Source organism: Sulfitobacter sp. (genome assembly GCF_036960155.1).
Lineage (GTDB): Bacteria > Pseudomonadota > Alphaproteobacteria > Rhodobacterales > Rhodobacteraceae > Sulfitobacter.
In genome coordinates this window covers 257,208-274,550 of sequence record NZ_JBALWB010000004.1, presented here as the reverse complement: position 1 = coordinate 274,550, position 17,343 = coordinate 257,208, and the positions used below count along the sequence as shown (strand labels likewise).

The 17,343-nt window shown below is 53.2% G+C and carries 16 protein-coding genes; 11 read left to right on the top strand and 5 right to left on the bottom strand.

Translation table 11 applies throughout. The annotated features are described in order from the left end of the window. Positions 1-109: 109 nt before the first annotated feature. Positions 110-508: a GNAT family N-acetyltransferase gene (locus tag V7775_RS12650; RefSeq protein ID WP_335752264.1), complete on the bottom strand. Its 399-nt coding sequence runs from the start codon at positions 506-508 to the stop codon at positions 110-112. Positions 509-788: 280 nt separating this feature from the next. Then, positions 789-1,793 carry a GlxA family transcriptional regulator gene (locus tag V7775_RS12645; RefSeq protein ID WP_335752261.1) on the bottom strand — a complete coding sequence of 335 codons (1,005 nt, stop codon included), beginning with the start codon at positions 1,791-1,793 and terminating at the stop codon, positions 789-791. A 186-nt stretch (positions 1,794-1,979) separates the two neighbouring features. Between V7775_RS12645 and V7775_RS12640 the strand changes: the two genes are divergently transcribed. After that, positions 1,980-3,350 carry a class II 3-deoxy-7-phosphoheptulonate synthase gene (locus V7775_RS12640; protein ID WP_335752260.1) on the top strand — a complete coding sequence of 457 codons (1,371 nt, stop codon included), beginning with the start codon at positions 1,980-1,982 and terminating at the stop codon, positions 3,348-3,350. Between the two features lie 52 nt (positions 3,351-3,402). On the opposite strand, the gene V7775_RS12635 is transcribed toward V7775_RS12640, so the two are convergent. Beyond that, on the bottom strand, positions 3,403-4,116 hold the full coding sequence (locus V7775_RS12635) for a PAS domain-containing protein (RefSeq protein WP_335752259.1): 714 nt from the start codon (positions 4,114-4,116) through the stop codon (positions 3,403-3,405). A gap of 277 nt (positions 4,117-4,393) precedes the next feature. Between V7775_RS12635 and V7775_RS12630 the strand changes: the two genes are divergently transcribed. From V7775_RS12630 to phoB, 10 genes are all read left to right on the top strand, one after another. Next, positions 4,394-5,284, top strand: a complete 891-nt coding sequence (locus V7775_RS12630) for a YicC/YloC family endoribonuclease (protein ID WP_335752258.1) — start codon at positions 4,394-4,396, stop codon at positions 5,282-5,284. Between the two features lie 3 nt (positions 5,285-5,287). Further along, on the top strand, positions 5,288-5,929 hold the full coding sequence (gene gmk / locus V7775_RS12625; protein WP_335752257.1) for a guanylate kinase: 642 nt from the start codon (positions 5,288-5,290) through the stop codon (positions 5,927-5,929). After that, a complete protein-coding gene (locus V7775_RS12620) occupies positions 5,926-6,447 on the top strand; it encodes a gamma carbonic anhydrase family protein (RefSeq protein WP_335752256.1) in 522 nt (173 codons plus the stop codon). Before gmk ends, V7775_RS12620 begins: the two co-directional genes overlap by 4 nt. Before the next feature lie 4 nt (positions 6,448-6,451). Further along, positions 6,452-7,492 carry an ATP-binding protein gene (locus V7775_RS12615; protein WP_335752255.1) on the top strand — a complete coding sequence of 347 codons (1,041 nt, stop codon included), beginning with the start codon at positions 6,452-6,454 and terminating at the stop codon, positions 7,490-7,492. Positions 7,493-7,635: 143 nt separating this feature from the next. Beyond that, positions 7,636-8,691, top strand: coding sequence for a substrate-binding domain-containing protein (locus V7775_RS12610; RefSeq protein ID WP_335752254.1), 1,056 nt, complete (start codon positions 7,636-7,638; stop codon positions 8,689-8,691). 75 nt (positions 8,692-8,766) lie between these two features. Then, the gene (gene pstC / locus V7775_RS12605) at positions 8,767-10,278 is read left to right on the top strand and encodes a phosphate ABC transporter permease subunit PstC (RefSeq protein ID WP_335752253.1); all 1,512 of its coding nucleotides are present in this window, start codon (positions 8,767-8,769) and stop codon (positions 10,276-10,278) included. After that, the gene (gene pstA / locus V7775_RS12600; RefSeq protein ID WP_335752252.1) at positions 10,275-11,600 is read left to right on the top strand and encodes a phosphate ABC transporter permease PstA; all 1,326 of its coding nucleotides are present in this window, start codon (positions 10,275-10,277) and stop codon (positions 11,598-11,600) included. Before pstC ends, pstA begins: the two co-directional genes overlap by 4 nt. Before the next feature lie 11 nt (positions 11,601-11,611). Then, positions 11,612-12,409 carry a phosphate ABC transporter ATP-binding protein PstB gene (gene pstB / locus V7775_RS12595; RefSeq protein ID WP_335752251.1) on the top strand — a complete coding sequence of 266 codons (798 nt, stop codon included), beginning with the start codon at positions 11,612-11,614 and terminating at the stop codon, positions 12,407-12,409. 4 nt (positions 12,410-12,413) lie between these two features. Beyond that, entirely contained in the window at positions 12,414-13,124 is a 711-nt protein-coding gene (gene phoU, locus V7775_RS12590) for a phosphate signaling complex protein PhoU (protein ID WP_335752250.1), read from the top strand. A gap of 5 nt (positions 13,125-13,129) precedes the next feature. Then, entirely contained in the window at positions 13,130-13,819 is a 690-nt protein-coding gene (gene phoB / locus V7775_RS12585; protein ID WP_335752249.1) for a phosphate regulon transcriptional regulator PhoB, read from the top strand. Here the strand turns inward: phoB and V7775_RS12580 are convergent. Together V7775_RS12580 and V7775_RS12575 are read right to left on the bottom strand one after the other, a co-directional pair. Then, positions 13,816-14,847, bottom strand: a complete 1,032-nt coding sequence (locus V7775_RS12580; RefSeq protein WP_335752248.1) for an ACP S-malonyltransferase — start codon at positions 14,845-14,847, stop codon at positions 13,816-13,818. The genes phoB and V7775_RS12580 overlap by 4 nt on opposite strands. Continuing rightward, on the bottom strand, positions 14,844-17,027 hold the full coding sequence (locus V7775_RS12575) for a dehydrogenase E1 component subunit alpha/beta (RefSeq protein WP_335752247.1): 2,184 nt from the start codon (positions 17,025-17,027) through the stop codon (positions 14,844-14,846). The genes V7775_RS12580 and V7775_RS12575 overlap by 4 nt, the downstream gene beginning before the upstream one ends. Between the last annotated feature and the right edge of the window lie 316 nt (positions 17,028-17,343).

The window sequence follows — 17,343 nt, the reverse complement described above, 5'->3', positions numbered from 1 at the left end:
GCTATTCTGTGATCCTATCGGCAGCTCGACCTCAGAACAGAGGCCAGCCCAATGATGCATGCTTTGAGCCGATTTTGATCAAATAGGTTCAGGTAGGTGAATCCAAACCTCAGCATCTGGTTCGTGATCGGCACGTGTGCCATCGGTCTGCGCTCGCAAGACGTTTAGCAACCCCTTGCGAGCGATGATTTTCGCAATCAATGTAACTTACCAATTGGTTAATTCCATGGGCTTGATACGCCCAGCGACGAACTGCCTGCCCAGCTTCTGTTGCGTATCCGTTGCCCTCGGCCCCTTCAAAAAGATGCCACGCCAACTCAACTTCGGGCCAGTTTGAGTGCTTAAGCAGCCCAACACGACCAATAGGCAGGTTCCGTCCACGTAAAATCAGTGTAAAGAATCCGAACCCATGCCATTGCCAGTGACCAATCGCTATCAAGAAGCCAAACCAAGCTTGTTCTTTGCTGACCGTTTCTCCCTGAGACTGCATCCTCGGCGAACTTGTCATGAATCGGGTAAGCTCAGGTAGGTCGCTTTGTATTGGTCCACGTAGGATTAGGCGTTCCGTTTCAAGGACTGGCGCAGACGTCAAAGGTATAGTCATATCGGACTCCGTTCAGACATTGCTTCAGGCAACATAAGCCGCGATGCCAAGTCTAACACACCACCTTCGGTCTCGAATTGGAAGGCGGCATTGTCCGCATAACCGACCTACGCGAAATCCATTAAATGGCGGACAAACCCAAAAAACGCTTCCATTTCAACAAATCCAACACACCGTGCTATCTTTAAATTGACAAACGCGCCGCGTGGCTTCCGCGTTCACGGTAGGGGGTGGTATCATAATGCGCGCGGTAGCATTTTGAAAAATGCGATGGCGAGGCAAAGCCACAGGCAAGCGCCACATTGATCACGCTCATGTCCGTTTGCATCAGTAGGTTGCGGGCTTTCTGTAGGCGCAATTCCATATAATATCGTTTTGGTGATCGGTTGAGATACCTGCGGAACAGGCGTTCAAGCTGGCGGGTGGACATGCCAACGTCCTGAGCCAAGATCGACGGGCTGATTGGCTCTTCGATGTTGTTTTCCATGATCTGGATAACCTGGCTGAGTTTAGGGTGGCGCACGCCAATCCGTGTTGGCACGCTCAGACGCTGAGTGTCCTGATCTGTGCGGATCGAGCTATAAATCAATTGGTCCGCAACTGCGTTGGCCAAATCTTCGCCGTGATCGTCGGCAATAATCTTGAGCATCAGATCAATTGATGATGTCCCGCCCGCGGTTGTCATTCGGTTTTTATCAACCACAAAAACCGACTTCGTCAGCGTAACCTCATCAAATTCTTCGCTAAAGCTGTCTTGGTTTTCCCAATGGATCGTGGCGCGGCGGCCGTCCAACAATCCGGCCTTGGCCAACGAGTATGCGCCCGTACACAGCCCACCAATCACAAGCCCCTTGCGGGCTTCACGGCGCAACCATCCCAGAACTTTTTTGGTAGTAGCATTCTGAACATCAATGCCCGAACACACCATGATTGTGTCGTCGCGCCCCATGTCCACCAGATCATCATCTAGTTGAAAGACGGTACCAGCTGAGCAGGCAGCGCTTTCGCCGCCTTCACCGATAATAGTCCACTCATACAAGCTCCGCCCAGACATTCGATTAGCAATCCGCAAACTTTCTACCGCAGTAGAAAAACACAGCAAACTAAAGTTATCGAGCAACACAAATACAAAACGACGCGGCTTGTCGGGGTTTTGGGGTATGCGTTGCGCAGGGAGAGCTTGAGCCATAGGCGCGAATCCGTTGTTAAAAGGGGCGTTAAAACTGTTGTCGAGTTACTAGGGCATCAGGTTAAAAGCTGCGTCAAGCATCGAAATTGCATATGGCCTTGCAGACAAGGGATTTGTATATAAGTCTACTCATCCTAAGTTTGCGATAACATCCTGTGCGCAACAACAACGACCGGAGCGAATGACATGACGACCTGGAGCAAATCAAGCTGGCGTTCAAAGCCGCGGATTCAAATGCCCGACTATCCAGATCAGGCAGCCCTTAACGCTGTTGAAGAACAGCTGTCTCGTTATCCACTCTTGGTATTTGCAGGAGAAGCACGCCGTTTGCGCCAGCATCTTGCAGCGGCAGGCCGTGGCGAAGCGTTCCTGCTTCAGGGTGGTGATTGCGCAGAGAGCTTTGAGCAGTTTTCATCCGACATGATCCGCGACACCTTTAAGGTGATGCTACAAATGGCAGTTGTTTTGACTTACGGTGCAAAAGTGCCAGTCATCAAAGTGGGCCGTATGGCGGGGCAGTTTGCAAAACCACGTTCTGCAAACACTGAGACCATCGATGGTGTTGAATTGCCAAGCTACCGTGGTGATATCATTAACGATTTGGCCTTCACGCCAGAATCCCGTATTCCTAACCCTGACAATATGATGCGCGCCTACACACAGGCAGCGGCAACATTGAACCTGCTGCGCGCGTTCTCAACAGGTGGCTACGCTGATGTACACAAGGTGCACGGTTGGACGCTGGGCTTTACGGATGGCGAAAAGGCCGCGAAATATCGCGACTTGGCTACGCGCATCTCTGACACGCTAGATTTTATGGCGGCGGCAGGTGTCTCACCTGAAAATGCCCACACACTGCAATCGGTAGAATTCTACACCAGCCACGAGTCACTCTTGCTGGAGTATGAAGAAGCCCTTTGCCGCCAAGAAGCTGAGACAGGCAAGTGGTTGGCTGGGTCCGGTCACATGATCTGGATCGGGGATCGTACACGCCAACCTGATGGCGCTCATGTCGAGTTTGCCTCCGGCGTTCAAAATCCGATTGGTTTGAAATGTGGTCCTACCATGGAAGTGGATGACCTGAAAAAACTGATGACAAAACTGAACCCTGACAACGAAGAGGGGCGTTTGACCCTCATCGCACGGTTTGGCGCGGGATCAGTTGGCGATCATCTGCCGCGTTTGGTTAAGGCCGTTCAAGAAGAAGGCGCCAACGTTGTTTGGACCTGTGACGCGATGCACGGCAACACAATCAAATCCTCGTCAGGCTACAAGACGCGGCCGTTTGAAAGTGTTCTGCGCGAAGTGCGTGAGTTCTTTGGCGTTCATGCTGCGGAGGGCACTGTGCCCGGTGGTGTACATTTCGAGATGACAGGCCAAGACGTGACAGAATGTACTGGCGGCGTGCGTGCCGTATCTGACGAAGATCTGTCAGCCCGGTATCACACAGCCTGTGATCCTCGCCTGAATGCAAGCCAGTCCCTTGAACTGGCGTTCCTTGTGGCTGAAGAACTATCAGCGCGCCGCGAAAAAACGGACATCAAAGCCGCAGGCTAATTCACGTCCAAAAAGTAAGAAGGCGGAGCAAATATTGTTCCGCCTTTTGTAATTATTCAGATTTAACCAATTTCAGGTACGGCGGTCGCTTGTTATTGTCGGCAGTATCATCGGAAATATCTGCAAATGATTTGGCTGAAACAAAGCTACTCTGCTGCTCCGCAAAACCTTGAAATTGCGTCACATCTGCGGACTTTGGTTCTTCTTGGATATCTGCTGAGTGGCCCAACTTGCGAACCTTAATGTCAGTTACATCAAAACGTCGTGGGACATCCCCCAGTTTGCCTTGACAGACAAAGCACCCCAAAATTCGGCTTACATCTCCCAAATCACTTTTGAGTGGCAGCAACACCATACGCGCATCTAAAGCAGGCTCGCCTGGTTCACCGTCGCAAATCATCCTGACCTCGGCAGTGGCTGGCGTTTGGAAGACTTCCTCCAACAGACCCGCGATACGGATACGGACATCTTGCAGGAAAAATGCTGTCAAAGGCATACCGCGTGCTTCCATCCCCATAATGTCATGAAGGTGTGATCCTGCAATGCGCATACGCGCCACGCCGGGTGCAACACGCTCAAGGATGAACGCATATTCTAACGCACTTTCAATTCCACGTGGGTCGATTTCAGCACGTTTTGGCATTTCACGCCCTGCACTCAAGGCATCCCAATAGGCTTCAACAAGTGAAAGAGGGGCAAAACCACTATGAGGTTGATAGTCAGACATGGTAACCACGTTTTGTTGAGTTTTGGCTGAATTGTCCATTGAAGCTCTCTGCAAGATTACGTGAAAGGAAAGGAAAAAGGGTGAAAAGCTAAGTTCCGTGTCATTTCGGGCGGTATTTTGCCCATTGATGCCGTTCTGGCGATCTCCGTTAATAACCTATTAATAGCATGCAAGATTCCACTTCGGCTAAAATTCGATCAAAAAGGTTAATCATCTCAAGGCACCCTTAGTTTGATTATCAGGGTCTGGGGGCTTGCCGGTAAGGGGGAAAAACCCCTATGCCAAACCCCAAGATAATTCGACGGAGAGCGCTGACATGATGAATTCAATGACGGGTTTTGCTGCTAAATCAGGTACATTACTGCCACACAGCTGGAGTTGGGAGCTGCGTGCAGTGAATGGCAAGGGTCTTGATTTGCGCATTCGGGTCCCTGACTGGATACCTGGCCTAGAGGCTGGCTTGCGTAAAACACTGGGCGCTTCGGTTGCGCGTGGGAATGTGACCTTGGGATTGCGCGTTGTGCGTGAAGACGGGGGCGGTGGTCTTGCGGTCAATCAAGCCCAACTCAACACAGTCCTTGACGCACTGAGCCAAATTGAAACGGCTGCAATGGATGCGGGTGTTTCGCTTGCGCCATCAAAGGCAACTGACATCGTCACAATGCGCGGCGTTCTGGAACAGGCCGTTATCGAAGATGACAATGATGCATTGGCCACAGCACTTATTGCCGAATTTGAGGGCGTCCTCGCTGATTTCAACGCCATGCGGGCAGCCGAAGGTGCGGCGTTGGAAAAGGTTCTGCGCGAACAGTTGAACCAAATCGAAACCTTAACCTCACAGGCGACAACATTGGCGAAGGCCCGTGAGGCGCAAACGGCTGAGGCGCTGCAACGCAACCTTGCCCGCGTCATCGACAATGTAGATGGGATCGAGCCAGACAGGATCGCCGCCGAGCTGGCAATGATCGCGGTAAAAGCAGATATCACCGAAGAGATTGATCGTTTGGGCGCGCATGTGAACGCTGCGCATGATCTACTGACACAGGATGGCCCGATTGGGCGCAAGCTTGATTTCTTGATGCAAGAGTTCAACCGCGAGGCCAACACCCTATGCGCCAAAGCCCAAAATAGTGATCTGACGCGTGTCGGTCTGGCCCTAAAGGCCGTGATCGACCAACTGCGTGAGCAAGTCCAGAATGTGGAGTAAACAATGAACGACCGACGCGGCCTTTTGATTATTCTATCTTCGCCCTCTGGTGCAGGTAAATCCACATTGGCAAAGCGCCTGATGCTTTGGGATGAAACGCTTAGCTTTTCGGTGTCTGCCACCACCCGTAAACCGCGCGAAGGCGAAGTGGATGGCAAAGACTATCTGTTTGTCCCCGAAGATACCTTTCGCACATGGGTGGTTGAAGACGAAATGCTGGAGCACGCACACGTGTTTGGCAATTTCTATGGCTCTCCCAAAGGCCCTGTTGAAAAGGGAATCAATGAGGGCAGGGATGTTTTGTTTGATATCGATTGGCAGGGCGCGCAGCAAATTCGCAACTCACCTTTGGGTGTCTATACGCTGTCTATCTTTATCCTACCGCCCTCGATCAGTGAGCTGCACCGCCGTCTGGTTAGCCGTGGGCAAGACGATACTGATACGATCGCAAAGCGCATGCAAAAAAGCTGGGATGAAATCAGCCACTGGGACGGGTATGACTATGTTCTGGTGAACGACGATCTGGATGCCACCGAAGAAAAGCTCAAAACCATCATCGCCGCTGAACGCCTTAAACGCACACAACAGCCACAGCTGAGCGAAATTGCCCGCCGCCTGCAGTCTCAATTCAAGGATCTCGAATGACCATTTACGCACTTGCAGATATCGCACCCCAGATTGATCCAACCGCATGGGTTGCGCCAGACGCCAACGTTATTGGCGATGTCGTACTTGAGGAAAAAACGTCGGTTTGGTTTAGCTGTACCCTGCGCGGAGATAACGAGCGCATTACAGTGGGTGCGGGATCAAACGTGCAAGAGAATTGCGTTTTTCACACAGATATCGGCTTTCCCCTGAACATCGGTGTGAATTGTACCATTGGTCACAAGGTCATGCTGCATGGCTGCACAATCGATGATAATTCGTTGATAGGCATGGGGGCTACCATTCTAAACGGTGCCAAGATCGGTAAAAACTGCCTTATCGGGGCAGGGGCGTTGATCACTGAGAATAAGGTCATCCCTGATGGCAGCCTTGTGATGGGCGCGCCTGGCAAAGTTGTCCGCACGCTGGACGAGGCCGCCATCCAAGGCCTCACCATGAGCGCAATTCATTATCAACAAAACGCCGCCCGTTTCGCGACTGACTTAAAAGAAGTCTAACATCATGAACGCCTCATTGCCCGTAAGTGATGTGATCGCGGCAATGCCAATGCCGGCACTTGCTATCTCCAGTGATGAACGGGTTATTGCGTTTAACACTGATGCGCAAAGGTTGTTGGAGATACAGGTCAAAGGCGATCATTTTATTACAGTGCTGCGTCAACCTTCGGTTGTTGAGGCTGTTGAGGCCTGCCTGACGGGCACACCGCAAGCCACTGCCACCTATCTTGCCCGCGAGAGCGGCAATGATGTGACCTATACCGTTTCAGTTAGTCAGGTTGGCGAGACGGGGATCGCGCTGTTGACGTTTCAAGATATTACAATGGTCACTGCCGCGGGCCAGATGCGCCGCGACTTTGTTGCCAACGTTAGCCATGAACTGCGTACACCTTTGACTGCTCTGATGGGCTTTATCGAGACCCTGCAAGGGCCTGCACGTGATGATGCCCCGACGCGCAACCGTTTCCTTGGTATTATGCAAACCGAAACCGAACGCATGAACCGCCTTGTTGGTGATCTGCTGTCGCTTAGCCGCGTAGAAGTCGACGAACGTGTGCGCCCCACCACGCAGGTAGATGTGGCAGGTATCCTTGCCAGCACGCTTCGTACTCTGGCGCCCGTCGCTGCCCAAGCTGACGTAATCCTTTTGCCTGATATACCCGACACTCCCGTGATGCTGATCGCAGATATGGATCAGCTGATGCAGGTGTTTACCAACCTGATCGAGAACGCGATCAAATACGGCGGGCAAGGAAAACACGTATTTGTCACCCTGACAGAGCATGATCGCGTTAGTGCGCTACGCTGTGCTGGGGTAGAGGTGAATGTACGCGATGAGGGGGCAGGAATAGAAAATCGGCACCTTCCGCGCCTGACAGAACGATTCTATCGCGCCGATAGCCACCGTAGCCGCGAAGTTGGCGGTACAGGATTAGGGTTGGCGATTGTGAAACATATCCTCAACCGTCACCGTGGGCGGCTAAAGATATCTTCCAAAGTTGGTGAAGGGTCTGAATTTAAGGTGTTTTTACGCACTACAGAGTGACGTTTGAGCGCGATCAATGCCAGTTGAAAAAGGCACTGTCATAAAACTGTAATGCTACTGTCACAAAAGCTCAGCACAGGGGTTCTAGAAATCTCTCAAGTCACCATGGGGTGACTGAATTTTTCTGCTGACAGGAGACATTGATGTCTTTCGTAAAACTCACAACATCCGCGCTGGCCATGGCGGCCGTATCCGCAACAGCTGGCGCTGCACGCGATCAGGTACAGGTTGCCGGTTCTTCCACTGTTTTGCCCTACGCCTCCATCGTTGCCGAAGCATTTGGCGAAAACTTTGACTTCCCTACACCGGTGGTTGAATCTGGTGGCTCCTCTGCGGGGCTCAAGCGTTTCTGCGAAGGCGTTGGCGAAAACACTATCGACATCGCAAACGCGTCGCGTAAAATCAAAGACAGCGAAATCAACGTTTGCGCCGAGAACGGTGTGACGGACATTATTGAAGTTCGCATCGGCTATGACGGTATCGTTTTCGCGTCAGACATTGCAGGCAACTCATTCGAGTTCACACCGATTGATTGGTACAAAGCACTGTCTGCCACAGTGGCTGTAGACGGCAAAGTTGTCGAAAATCCTTATACCATGTGGAACGACGTGAACCCTGCCTTCCCAGCGCAACCGATCCAAGCATTTGTTCCAGGCACAAAGCACGGCACACGCGAAGTGTTCGAGGATAACGTGATCCTCGCGGGTTGCGAAGAAACGGGCGACTTTGACGTTTTCCTTGCTGCTGCTGAAGGCGACACTGACAAAGCCAAGAAAAAAGTAGCCGAAAAAGCCTGCATTTCCCTGCGCACCGATGGTAAATCCGTAGACATCGATGGGGACTACACAGAAACATTGGCCCGCATCGAGAGCAACAAAGACGGCATCGGCGTGTTTGGTCTGGCGTTCTATGAAAACAACACAGACAAGCTGCAAGTTGCAACAATGTCCGGCATCGTGCCCTCGACCGAGAGCATCGCAACAGGCGAATACCCCGTATCACGCCCATTGTTCTTTTATGTGAAAAAAGCACACATCAGCGTCATCCCCGGCCTCAAAGAATTTGCTGAATTCTTTGTCGCGGACGAGATCGCAGGCCCAGACGGCCCATTGGCTGAATACGGCCTCGTTTCTGACCCTGAGTTGGAAACAACACAAACTGTCGTCTTCGATGAGGCCGTCATCGGCGGCGGCTCTTAAGCTGAAGCACATGAAACAAACGAGGGGCTGCTTTTCAGTGGCCCCTTATTTTTGACGATCAATAGCGGAGCGGCTATGCCTCTTTCTTTCCTAGGTGACCCAACAACGCTTGTCCTGATTGTGCTTGCGATTGCCGTGGTCGGATATGTGATGGCACGCAAACGCGCGATGGCGCGGGCAGGTGGCGATGCGCGGCTGTTGCACTCATTGCCCAACTACTACGGCATGACGGCCGCCATGTTTGCAGGCATTCCTGCACTGGGTGTCATGGTGATTTGGTTGCTGGCGCAGCCTATGATGATCCAAAATACAATTGTTCCTATGTTGCCTTCCGATATTACCGCCAGCAGCGGAACAACCTCACTGGTTTTGAGCGATGTGAACCGCGTGGCACATGGCCTAAACCTCGCCGTTACCCAAGGAGTGCTGGATGATCAAGCGATTGACGCCCTGCGCGATGATCCCTCCAGCTTACGCGCCACACTTGCAGGTGTTGGCGTTGCCCTTGGCTCCGATGTTAAGCCCTTTGTGTTGGTCGCCGCTGAGAGATCACGCGCTTTGGATGCGCAATGGGACAAGGCCCGCGTCGCTGTTGTGATTGTGCTGGCTTTGGCGGGGCTCGCTGTTGCAGTTCGCGCCGCTGATCCTGATTTTCGCGCACGTAATGTAGTTGAACGCGGGATATTAGCGCTCCTTGTCATCGCCGCTTCTCTGGCGGTCCTAACAACGCTGGGCATCATTTTGTCCATGCTGTTTGAGACCGTGAACTTCTTCTCGCTGCACCCTTGGCAGGACTTCTTTCTTGGCAACTCTTGGGCGCCTAACTTTCGCGGCAACAGCGATCTGTCGATCCTGCCGCTTCTGTGGGGGACACTGTATATCTCGTTCATCGCGCTACTGGTGGCGGTGCCTGTGGGCCTATTCGCCGCGATTTACCTTAGCGAATATGCGGGCCCAAAACTGCGCACCATTGCTAAACCGCTACTAGAGATCCTCGCGGGTATCCCAACGATCGTGTACGGTCTATTTGCCTTGCTGACGGTTGGTCCGTTTCTGGTCGATGTGTTTGGCGCTGGTGGTATCCTAAGTGGTGAAGGCCTGCGTGACGGCGATCCGGTAATGTCCGGCGCCACGGCCGTCATCACGGCGGGGCTGGTAATGGGCATCATGCTGATCCCGTTTGTATCCTCCCTGAGTGATGACATCATTAATGCAGTGCCACAGTCTCTGCGCGACGGTTCATACGGGTTGGGCGCAACCCCGTCAGAAACCATCCGCAATGTTGTGCTGCCTGCGGCCCTTCCCGGGATCGTCGGCGCGATATTGTTGGCGGCTTCACGAGCCGTCGGTGAAACCATGATTGTGGTGCTTGGGGCGGGGGCAATTGCGCAGATTTCGGGCAACCCGTTTGAAGCCATGACAACCATCACAACCCGCATCGTTAGCCAGCTGACAGGCGATACAGACTTTGCCAGCCCAGAAACGCTGGTGGCATTTGCACTGGGGCTCACGCTCTTTGTTTTGACATTAGGGCTCAACGTTGTTGCCCTCTACATTGTCCGTAAATATCGGGAACAATACGAATGACCGACAGCACCCACTCCTCGCTTCTTATTCAAGACAAACGCACCGCAAAGCGAAACCGCGCCGAGGCACGTTTCAAGACCTACGGTCTAATCGCCATTGGCATCGGTGTTTTGATGTTGGTGATCCTACTGACGTCCATCATCGGGCGCGGCTCAGGCGCGTTTCAGCAGACATATCTGACGCTGGATGTGACATTAGACGAGGCCAAGCTGGACAAGAAAGGCAACCGCGACATTGCCGACATCAAGAAGGTTTCCACTTTTGGCTATAAGCCATTGCTGGTGAATGCTTTTGAGGAATTAGTTGCATCAGGCGCGGTCACATCCGAACTTAAGCCGAAAAAGATGTCAGGTATCCTGTCAAAAGGTGCCGAGGCACAAATGCGTAATGCAGTGATCGCTGATCCTACCCTGATCGGGCAAAGGGTATCGTTTGATTTTCTGGCCTCAGGCCGTGTTGACGGCTACCTTAAGGGGCGGGTGACGCGGGCCAGCATCGGCAACGACAAGAACATCAATACTGAGCAACTTGATTTGGTGGATCAACTGTTAGCTGCTGGTGTGCTGGAGAAGAAGTTCAATCTGGCCTTTATCATCGGCGCTGACAGCTCGGACGCGCGACCCGAAGCCGCTGGCATGGGGGTGTCCATGGCCGGGTCTTTGTTCATGATGTTGGTGGTTCTGGCACTTGCCTTGCCAATCGGCGTTGCCGCGTCGATCTACCTTGAGGAATTTGCGCCCAAGAACTGGATCACCGATATTATTGAGGTGAACATCTCGAACCTTGCGGCGGTTCCGTCGATTGTATTTGGTATTCTTGGTCTGGCTGTTTTCATCAACTACATGCACTTACCGAACTCTGCACCGTTGGTTGGGGGCTTGGTGCTTACCTTGATGACCTTGCCGACGATCATCATCTCAACACGAGCGTCCCTTAAATCTGTGCCTCCCTCGATCCGCGACGCGGCATTAGGTGTTGGCGCGTCCAAGATGCAGTCAGTGTTCCACCACGTGCTGCCACTTGCTGCGCCGGGTATCCTGACAGGGACAATCATTGGTCTGGCCCAAGCATTGGGTGAAACAGCGCCGCTGCTGTTGATCGGGATGGTCGGCTTTATTGCGACCAACGGTCCAGACAGCATCAGCGAGGGGCTACTCAGCCCGAACTCTGCCATGCCTGCCCAAATCTATGAGTGGGCTAAACGCGCCGACCCTGCGTTCTATGAACGCGCTTGGGGCGGCATCATGATCCTGCTGGTTTTTCTGATCGGCATGAACACCATCGCAGTCTTGCTGCGCCGTCGCTTTGAACGCCGCTGGTAAGGAGAAAAAATATGCGAGACATTACAACAAATCCGGAGGCACAAGTGGTCCACAAGTCAAAGATATCTGCCCGCAATGTGCAGGTACATTACGGTGATACCCACGCGATCAAAGACGTCAACGTCGAGATCGAAGACAAAACTGTGACCGCATTTATTGGGCCTTCAGGATGCGGGAAATCCACGTTTTTGCGGTGCATCAACCGGATGAATGACACAATTGATATCTGCAGTGTCAGGGGCGACATCCTAATTGATGGCGAGGACATCTATGATCCCAAAGTTGATCCTGTTCAGCTGCGCGCCAAGGTCGGGATGGTGTTTCAAAAACCCAACCCGTTCCCGAAGTCGATCTATGACAATGTCGCCTATGGTCCTCGCATTCACGGGCTTTCCCGCAACAAAGCAGAGCTAGACGAGATTGTTGAACGCGCATTGCGTCGTGGGGCCATCTGGAACGAGGTTAAAGACCGCCTGCATGCCCCTGGAACTGGCCTGTCGGGGGGGCAGCAGCAGCGTCTTTGCATCGCCCGCGCTATTGCCACCGAACCGGAAATTTTGCTGATGGATGAGCCGTGCTCCGCACTAGATCCTATCGCCACGGCCCAAGTTGAGGAACTGATCGACGAGCTGCGCCAGAACTACTCGGTAGTGATTGTCACACACTCCATGCAGCAGGCCGCACGTGTCAGCCAGCGCACAGCGTTTTTCCATCTCGGCAATCTTGTTGAATTCGGCGATACAGATAAAATATTCACTACCCCCGAAGACCCACGCACTGAGAGCTATATTACCGGAAGGATCGGTTAACTTCATGGAAGAACAAGTCCACATCGCATCGGCCTTTGACCGCGATCTCGAAAAAATCCAAAGCCAGATCATGAAAATGGGCGGGCTGGTCGAAGATAGCATTCGACAAGCTGCCAAAAGCCTCCAAACACGGGATCAAACACTGGCACAAGAAGTGCGCGATGCAGATAAAGCCATCGACATCCTTGAAGCGCAAATTAACGAAGACGCGGCACGCATGATTGCCCTACGTGCGCCCACAGCCGTTGATCTGCGGATGATCCTCAGTGTGATGAAAATCTCAGGCAATCTGGAACGCATCGGGGATTACGCCAAAAACATGGCCAAACGTACCAGCGTTCTGTCCCAAATGCCGCCCATCAGTGACAGCACAGGCGCGATCCGGCGCATGGCGCGATTGGCCGAAGAAATGCTAAAGGACTCGTTGGATGCCTACATTCGGCGTGACACCGAACTGGCCGCAGATGTCATCGCGCGCGACGAAGAGCTGGACCAGATGTACAACGCGTTATTTCGCGAATTCCTGACATACATGTTAGAAGATCCGCGTAACATCACGGCCTGTATGCACTTGCATTTCATCGCTAAAAACGTTGAACGCATGGGCGATCATTGTACATCAATGGCCGAGCAGGTGACCTATCTTGTCACAGGGGCCCATCCGGATGAACCGCGTCCAAAGGCAGATGAAACATCTGTTAGAACACAGGAGTAGATCACATGACAGTGGGACAGTTCCATGTACTTTTGGTCGAAGACGAGCCCGCACAACGTGAAGTGCTGGCGTATAACCTTGAGGCTGAAGGGTATGCCGTTCGACGCGCCGAAAACGGCGAAGAAGCTATGATTTTGATTAATGAGGCCGCACCAGACCTCATCATTCTGGATTGGATGATGCCTCTATTGTCTGGGATCGAAGTCTGCCGGCGTGTCAAAACGCGTCCACAGACACGCGAAATTCCTGTGATCATGCTCAGCGCGCGTTCTGAAGAAGTAGACGCTGTGCGGGGCTTGGATACGGGGGCAGATGACTATGTGATCAAACCCTACAACTTGCGCGAATTGATGGCGCGGGTACGAACCCAATTGCGCCGTGCACACCCGTCGGCCTCTGGGGATATCCTGAACTTTGACGACATTGCCCTCAATTCCGAAACCCACCGCGTGTCGCGCGCCGATCACGACATCAAGCTGGGGCCCACAGAATACCGCCTGCTTGTCGCCTTGATGGAAAAACCGGGCCGAGTGTTTAGCCGCGATCAGCTGTTAGACATGGTCTGGGGCCGCGACATTTATGTGGATACACGCACGGTCGACGTACACGTTGCGCGCCTGCGAAAGGCGCTTACAGGGCAGGGTGGCAGCGACCCCATCCGCACCGTTCGCGGCACGGGTTACGCGCTGGGTTAAACGACCAGCCCGCGCTGATCTTCACGCCCCATACTGATCACCAATTGATCAGTCGCCTGCCGCGCAAGGAACGCTTCCTTGCTGTCAATGCCTTGCCATTGGATACCAATTAGCGCCTGCGCCACCGCACCGCCCAGTGTCGTGCCCGGTCCGGTGATGATAAACCGATCTGGCGCAAAATTACGGGCTGCAGATTGCACTGAGGCTGTGAAATCGTAGGTCTGCGTGATCTGATGGCCCAGCGTATAATCGCGCAAAGCGTTTTGGTCGGTCGAGTGGCGATGCCAAACCGCGCCGCGCCCGTCGATCAAGGCCGTTTGTGGGTTTTGGAACAGCTCTTGCGGCAGTGCATCACGGCCCATTTGTGCGACGTCGTCCATCATTGGCGTGTGGAACGCCGCGTGGTTCGGGAGCCGCAGTGGTTTGCGGTTTTCATCACCGCTTACACCATTCTCAAACGCCGCTAAACCAGCATCGTTGCCCGCAACAACCAACATGCCACCCAGATGAATAGACAGCGCCAGTGTATGCCCGGCCTGCGCATTGATCTTCGCAATCAAATCCATAAGGCGCTTTTCTTCACCCTCAATTGCCTGCCAGTGCTCATCCACAAATGGCATGAGTATCTGCCCACCTTGAGCATGCTGATGCATCAGTGTGCCCATGGTGTTCACAATACTCATGCCACCTTGCGCAGTTGCGCCGCCACCCGCAGCGAGAGCAATGTACCAGCCCAGCGAATTTCCCGTTACCGCAAGCACATCGTGGCTTTCATAGACCGCCTGTGCATCCAGATAGCTACATGCGTATATCAGTGCTGATGCGTTATCACCCGTGGTATGGCGCGCAGCGGAAAACCGATCCGCGCAATCCAATTCGGTCAAACTATCCTGACCGGCCTGCACCCGCATTTCATCCCACTCAGCAATCAAAGGGTTAGCGCCATGCGTACGCGTAAGTGTGCCAAGCTCACCCTTGTTATAGGTCCCGCGTCCCGGACAAATAAGGACGGCCGTTGGGTGGCTCATGATGCCACCAATGTGGTTGCTGCCGCGATAATCTCAGCGGTAGAGGGCAAGGTTGCCGCATAGGCGGGTCCTGTTGCGATAAAGCTGTCTTGGGCTGTTACTCTCGCGACACGGGTGCGGCCTGCCTCTGCAAACATTGCCATCAACCCTTCTGACTGACTGCCTGTACTGCGACATTCATCTACGATCAGGACGTTTTTGCAGTCTTTTGTCGCTTCCAAAAGCGCATTAATAGGCATCGGAGCCAGCCAACGCATATCAATCAGCCGGACATCAATGTCAATTTCTTTCAATGTCTTACTCGCCTGTGTTGAGAGGAAATATCCATTTGCGTAGCTGATAATTGCAAGGTCGGTTCCGTCACCGTCTATACCAACATCTCCAAGCGCTATCCGCCTGTCTGGCGCGGGATAGGATGTCATCCATCCCGTATCGCCAGCTTCATGAAGGTCACGCATCGGATAAAGCGCGATTGGTTCCAAAAACACCACCACGCGCTGTTCCTCACGCGCCAGCCGCACAGATTCACGTAACATCATCGCCGCATCTGCACCGTTTGAGGGGCAGGCAATTATTAGCCCCGGAATGTCACGCAGCACGGCAAGTGAGTTGTCGTTGTGAAAATGTCCGCCAAAACCTTTTTGATAGCCCAAACCAGCGATCCGCAGAACCATTGGGTTGGTGTACTGCCCATCCGAAAAGAAGCTCAACGTGGCAGCTTCGCCCCGTAGCTGGTCTTCGGCGTTATGCAGATAAGCGAGAAACTGAATTTCGGGGATCGGCACAAAGCCGTTATGCGCCATGCCCATGGCCAGACCCAAGATGGATTGTTCATCCAACAGCGTATCAATCACTCGGTCAGGGCCAAAACGATTTTGCAGCTTTTGGGTTACGCCGTACACACCGCCTTTACGGCCAACGTCCTCACCTGCAACGATAATTTCGCCATGTTCCAGCATCAAATCAGCCAATGCCCATCCGATCAACCGGTTCATCGGCTGTGGTTCCTTCATCTGCTTGATGTCGTTGCCAAATACGCCGGCACGGGCATCAGGTGTTGGGCCATTTGTGGGTGCACAGGCACGAGCAGGGGGAATGATGCGGGCCATGACTTGTTCAGAGTTTACAAGCGTTTCCTGCTTCATCACTTCCTGTGAAACGCGGCTACACGTCTGTTCAGTTTCATGATATATTTCAAGCGCTTCCATCGGTGTGTTCGCACCGCTATCGCGCAAAATCCGGGCAGAATGTAACAGCGGATCATTTGCCTCAGATGCCTCAATCGCGGCCTTGTCGCGGTAGGTCATCTCCACATCAGATCCCGCATGGCCATAAAGACGTACAGTTGTGACATGCAAAAACGCGGGCTTGCGTGTGCGGCGGACATAATCAGCCGCAGCCTGAGAAACGCGCAACGTCTGGGCCATATCGAGACCATCACAGCTGAAATACCGCAATCCTGGACGGTTAGAATAGTTGGCTGCAACCCAACCGCGAGGCGTGGGAACAGAAATCCCTATACCGTTGTCTTCGCACACAAATAAAACAGGCAATGGCACCGATTGGAAGCTGGTCCAACAGGCCGTATTTATCGCACCTTGAGCAGTGGAATGGTTTGAGGAGGCATCCCCGAAACTACACATAACAATGCTATCATCCGGCAGGTGGCAATGCTCAGGCGTGCTGCGCCGCGCAAGGCCAATCGAATATGCCGCGCCAACTGCTTTGGGCAGATGGCTGGCGATGGTTGAGGTTTGGGGCGGAATATTCAAAGCACGTGAACCAAGCACCTTGTGACGGCCCCCAGAAATCGGATCAGCGGCAGCCGCGCGAAAGCTAAGCAGCATGTCCCACACAGGGCTTTGGCCCGGAACCTGAGCCGCGCGCTGAATTTGAAAAGCGGCGTCGCGGTAATGTAAGAACGCCATGTCTGTTGGTCTCAGGGCCTCGGCAACAGCAGCCATTCCTTCATGACCGGACGACCCGATGGTATAGAACCCTTTGCCGCTGGCTTGCATGGCGCGGCTGGTGCGGTCCAACTGACGGCTCAGCACTTGACTGCGAAACAACTCGGTCAGTTTTGTTTTAGGGATGCCTGGATCTGGCGCCGGACCACTGGGGAGATCATCAGCAGCAAGTCGACGCAAGAAGTTTTCGTGAACAATAACAGCGCGATCCATAGGGACTCCGGTACGGGGGAACAGCTGCGAGCAGGTTTCATGCCAGAAAGGCAAACGTCAATGCCCAATGTTGGAGTTTTTAAGCGTAAGATTGGGCTTGCAGGCACGTCTTGGCGAACGTGTGATACGTGAGTGCCAGCTTTTGTTGAGGTTAAGGCGGGGCGACCACTGACATCACAGTAATATTGTGACTCTCTTAACCTCCTCATACTGCACCGCAGTCGCGCGACATTAAAACCAAGCCGCATAGTCAATCATGGTACTGATCCAGAGCCATCAGTGTTCAATTAACAATGATGATCCGCTTCATATCTTG

Bases quoted from the DNA above. Each gene is read 5' to 3' on its own strand.
- V7775_RS12650 (WP_335752264.1), bottom strand. From the start codon at position 508: ATGACAAGTTCGCCGAGGATGCAGTCTCAGGGAGAAACGGTCAGCAAA.
- V7775_RS12645 (WP_335752261.1), bottom strand. From the start codon at position 1,793: ATGGCTCAAGCTCTCCCTGCGCAACGCATACCCCAAAACCCCGACAAG.
- V7775_RS12640 (WP_335752260.1), top strand. From the start codon at position 1,980: ATGACGACCTGGAGCAAATCAAGCTGGCGTTCAAAGCCGCGGATTCAA.
- V7775_RS12635 (WP_335752259.1), bottom strand. From the start codon at position 4,116: ATGGACAATTCAGCCAAAACTCAACAAAACGTGGTTACCATGTCTGAC.
- V7775_RS12630 (WP_335752258.1), top strand. From the start codon at position 4,394: ATGATGAATTCAATGACGGGTTTTGCTGCTAAATCAGGTACATTACTG.
- gmk (WP_335752257.1), top strand. From the start codon at position 5,288: ATGAACGACCGACGCGGCCTTTTGATTATTCTATCTTCGCCCTCTGGT.
- V7775_RS12620 (WP_335752256.1), top strand. From the start codon at position 5,926: ATGACCATTTACGCACTTGCAGATATCGCACCCCAGATTGATCCAACC.
- V7775_RS12615 (WP_335752255.1), top strand. From the start codon at position 6,452: ATGAACGCCTCATTGCCCGTAAGTGATGTGATCGCGGCAATGCCAATG.
- V7775_RS12610 (WP_335752254.1), top strand. From the start codon at position 7,636: ATGTCTTTCGTAAAACTCACAACATCCGCGCTGGCCATGGCGGCCGTA.
- pstC (WP_335752253.1), top strand. From the start codon at position 8,767: ATGCCTCTTTCTTTCCTAGGTGACCCAACAACGCTTGTCCTGATTGTG.
- pstA (WP_335752252.1), top strand. From the start codon at position 10,275: ATGACCGACAGCACCCACTCCTCGCTTCTTATTCAAGACAAACGCACC.
- pstB (WP_335752251.1), top strand. From the start codon at position 11,612: ATGCGAGACATTACAACAAATCCGGAGGCACAAGTGGTCCACAAGTCA.
- phoU (WP_335752250.1), top strand. From the start codon at position 12,414: ATGGAAGAACAAGTCCACATCGCATCGGCCTTTGACCGCGATCTCGAA.
- phoB (WP_335752249.1), top strand. From the start codon at position 13,130: ATGACAGTGGGACAGTTCCATGTACTTTTGGTCGAAGACGAGCCCGCA.
- V7775_RS12580 (WP_335752248.1), bottom strand. From the start codon at position 14,847: ATGAGCCACCCAACGGCCGTCCTTATTTGTCCGGGACGCGGGACCTAT.
- V7775_RS12575 (WP_335752247.1), bottom strand. From the start codon at position 17,027: ATGGATCGCGCTGTTATTGTTCACGAAAACTTCTTGCGTCGACTTGCT.